Here is a 3,374-nt window from a genome sequence, read left to right as displayed (position 1 = left end):
GCTGGTCCGGGCGGTGACATTCAGGGAGGGCGCCCGGGCCAGCAGCCCCCAGGCCGGTTCGCGCCAGGGGTGTTCGGTGACGTGTGCGCCCAGTTCGGCGACGAGCTCGGCTCCCGAACCGGAGTCGAGGAGGAGGCGGGCGCGCAGTTCCAGCCCCTCCAGCCGCAGCTCCTCCAGCCGGGCCCGCTCGCGCTCGGCCCACGCGGAGCCGGTCACGTCGGCGTAGGCCGGGCCGCGCCAGTCCGCGAGGGCCGCGTCGAGGTCGGTGAGCGCATCGGGGGTCCGCCGGGCCCGGGCCAGGGCGTCCTCGAACCGGTGGGCGTCCACCTGGGCGCGCGGCAGGCGCAGCGCGTAGCCGGGGCCTTCCGTGACGAGTACGCGCGGCGGAGTGCGGGGCGGCCGGTCGGGTTCGACGGCGCGGCGCAGCGCGGCGACGAACGTACGCAGCGCACCCACGGCGCGCGCCGGCGGCTCGGCCCACAGGTCGGCCACGAGGGTGTCGGTGGCGACCATCCGTCCCCCGGCGGCGACGAGCCGGGCGAGTACCTCGCGATGGCGCGGTCCGCCCAGGTCAACCGGGGTGCCGTCAGCGCGGAGGGCCCGCACGGCACCGAGCACGTCGATTCGCATGTCCTCCATCTTCCGTGCCGCGGGCGCGGGGTGTCGAAGCGTACTGATCGGCTGCTGATCGGCCTCGCCCACGCTGGCCCGGTCAGTCCCTCCGACCTCAGAAAAGGGCCTTTCATGACGCTCGTCATTCCCGGTTTCGACCACGTCCGCCTGCCCGGCACGGACGGAGTGGAGCTGGCCGCCGCCGTCGGCGGCAGCGGCAGCCCGGTCGTGCTGCTGCACGGCTTTCCGCAGACCCACCTGATGTGGCGGCACGTCGCCGAGCGGCTCGCCGACGAGCACACGGTGATCTGTCCCGACCTGCGCGGCTACGGTGCCAGTGACAAGCCCGCGGCCACCGGCCCCGAGGTGTACTCCAAGCGCGCGATGGCCGCCGATGTCGTGGCCCTGGCCGCGGCGCTCGGCCACGAGCGCTTCGCCCTGGCCGGCCACGACCGGGGTGCCCTGGTCGCCTTCCGGGCGGGGCTGGACCATCCCGAGACCCTCACGCACCTGGGCATCCTCGACGTCGTGCCGACGCTGGACATGTGGGACGTGCTGCGCGGTGTCCGGGCGGCGGTCGGCTACCACCTGTTCCTCATGGCGCAGCCGCCCGGACTGCCGGAGACGATGATCGCCAACAGCGCGGACGCCTACTTCGGCTCCTTCCTCGACGCCTGGGCCGCCGACCCGGCCGCCCTGCCGGAACCGGTCCGGGCCGAGTACCTGCGGGCGAGCGCCGCGGCCGTGCCGTCGATCGTCGCGGACTACCGGGCGTCGGCGGGCATCGACGTCGCGCACGACCAGGCGGACCGGGACGCCGGTTCGCAGCTGGCCATGCCCGTGACGGTCGTCCAGCAGGACTGGGGCGCGCAACTGGGCTACGACGCCGCCGCGCTCTGGCGCGCGTGGGCGCCCGACCTGGACCACCGGCTGACCAGGGCGGGGCACTTCATGGCCGAGGAGGCGCCCGACGAGATCGCGGGGGCGATCCGCGACCTGCTGCTCCGCTGAGCCGGCCGCACCGGGTCACGGACGGTGGCGGGGGAGGGCCGCGGCGGTTCACGGCCACAGTGCTGACGCGGGCGAGGTGGCCGGGTGTCGCAGGAGAGCGGGGGCGTTCGGCACCCGTGGCGGGCAGGCGGGCCGCCCCGCCGAGGGCACCGACGACGGCACCGACCCGGCCGGCGCGGCCGGTCGAGGCGGCGAGGACGGCTGAGGGCCCCTCGGGGGCCGGTCGTCGCGAGGACGGCTGAGGGCCCCTCGGGGGCCGGTCGTCCTCGCCCCGCGCCGTCAGCCCATTTCGATGTAGCGGTGGACCCGGTCGAAGCGCCGGTCCGCCAGGTCCCGGCGCCGGATCACCCAGTGGGCCACGCCCGAGTCCAGTTCCGTGACGTCGTCGCCGTACTTCCAGGTGGCCAGCAGGACCCAGTCGCCGGCGCCCTCCTCCTCGGCCGAGCCGCCTCGCCCGGAGGGGCCGGCCTCGCCGGGATCACGGGCGTAGTGGATCGGGTCGTTCTGGGGCGAGACCGGATGGCCGCCGATCTGCAAGGCCCAGGGAGGGCGGTAACCGCCCACGTGAGACCAGGCGTCGTCGAGTTCGTCGGCGAGTTCGAACTGCTCGTCGTCGGCGAGGTCGCCCCATCTGCCGAGGGCGAAGCTCTCCGGCATCGGAACGCTCGACTGGTGCCATACCGTGCGGAGTTCACGCGGTTGGTACGGCTTGCGCCAGGCGTGTTCGAGGGGGGTCGGGGTCGACGGGGTCCCGGCGGGGACGTACATCACCGCGTCGGGCACCTGTCCCCCGATGCCCTGCACCTCGGTGCCGGCGAAGAAGAGCAGGTGGCCGTCGGCGGGGAGGGGCAGGCCGGTGGCGCCGGGCGGGAGGGCCGCGAGGTCGACCGAGGCCACGAAGGGATCGGACGGCTTCGGCGCACCGTGCGGCAGCAGGGGGTCGCCGCCGGCCCGGGCCACGAGGGGACCGTCACCGCCCTCGGCCATGTACACCGCCGGCAGGGCGGTACGTATCCATTCCTCCACCTCTTCCGACGGCAGTCCCCGGGATGCCGCCTCGGCTCGGAAGCGGCTCGGTCCGTCCATGGTCCCGTCGGTCACGGAGCCACCCTAACGGGCTCGTGGGCGGACCGTGGCGGACATCAACTCCCGTGGGGTCAACGGGCTTTGCGTCGGGCGGTAGTCTCGATCTTGGTCAGCAGTCTCGTGGCTTGGAGGAAGTACCCATGACGAAGGGCCCGTTCGTCGCCATGTCCGTCGCAACCGCGGCGCTCGGCACCGCCCTCGGCTCGCTCGCGCTTCGACTGCGCGCGCAGGGCTACGAACAGTACGTCGAATCCGTCACCACCTTCAGCGTCCTGATGTACATCACCGCGGCTCTCGTGGTGGTGACCTGGATCCGGGACGGCCGGCCGTACTCCAACTGAGCCGACCGGATTCCGGCCACCCGCCTGCCCTGACCGGGGCAGGCGGGTGCGTACCGGGGGCCGCGCACTGCGGGCCCCCGGTCCTCCCTCTGGCACAGGCGTTGACACGGCGTCACACCCCTCTCATCATGGGAGCGCTCCCACAGATGGGATCCGGCCGCCCCGTACGCCCGCACGCGCGCGGTCCCCTCCGCACGCGCACGATCGCACCGCCCCCGCTCCGCTTTCCGTGTCACCGGCGCGGAACGTCCTGCTGCCACGTCGGCACTTCGCCTGTCCGGCGGTCCCGGCCGGCATCCGCCGTGCCGTCGGACCCATGAGGGA

4 protein-coding genes are annotated in these 3,374 nt (G+C 74.2%); 2 read left to right on the top strand and 2 right to left on the bottom strand.

Translation table 11 applies throughout. The features are described 5' to 3' along the window. Positions 1-630: BTAD domain-containing putative transcriptional regulator (locus H5J33_RS28165; RefSeq protein WP_181797650.1), on the bottom strand; the 630-nt coding region annotated here is incomplete at its 3' end. 114 nt (positions 631-744) lie between these two features. Between H5J33_RS28165 and H5J33_RS28160 the strand changes: the two genes are divergently transcribed. Next, positions 745-1,623 carry an alpha/beta fold hydrolase gene (locus H5J33_RS28160; RefSeq protein ID WP_181797649.1) on the top strand — a complete coding sequence of 293 codons (879 nt, stop codon included), beginning with the start codon at positions 745-747 and terminating at the stop codon, positions 1,621-1,623. A gap of 279 nt (positions 1,624-1,902) precedes the next feature. On the opposite strand, the gene H5J33_RS28155 is transcribed toward H5J33_RS28160, so the two are convergent. Further along, a complete protein-coding gene (locus tag H5J33_RS28155) occupies positions 1,903-2,724 on the bottom strand; it encodes a DUF1963 domain-containing protein (protein ID WP_181797648.1) in 822 nt (273 codons plus the stop codon). Between the two features lie 125 nt (positions 2,725-2,849). On the opposite strand from H5J33_RS28155, the gene H5J33_RS28150 reads away from it, so the two are divergent. Beyond that, on the top strand, positions 2,850-3,050 hold the full coding sequence (locus tag H5J33_RS28150; protein ID WP_181797647.1) for an SCO3870 family protein: 201 nt from the start codon (positions 2,850-2,852) through the stop codon (positions 3,048-3,050). The last annotated feature ends 324 nt before the right edge of the window (positions 3,051-3,374 follow it).

This window comes from Streptomyces sp. WELS2 (assembly GCF_013870595.1).
In the GTDB taxonomy this organism is placed as follows: domain Bacteria; phylum Actinomycetota; class Actinomycetes; order Streptomycetales; family Streptomycetaceae; genus Streptomyces.
This window is presented reverse-complemented; position numbering and strand designations above follow the sequence as displayed.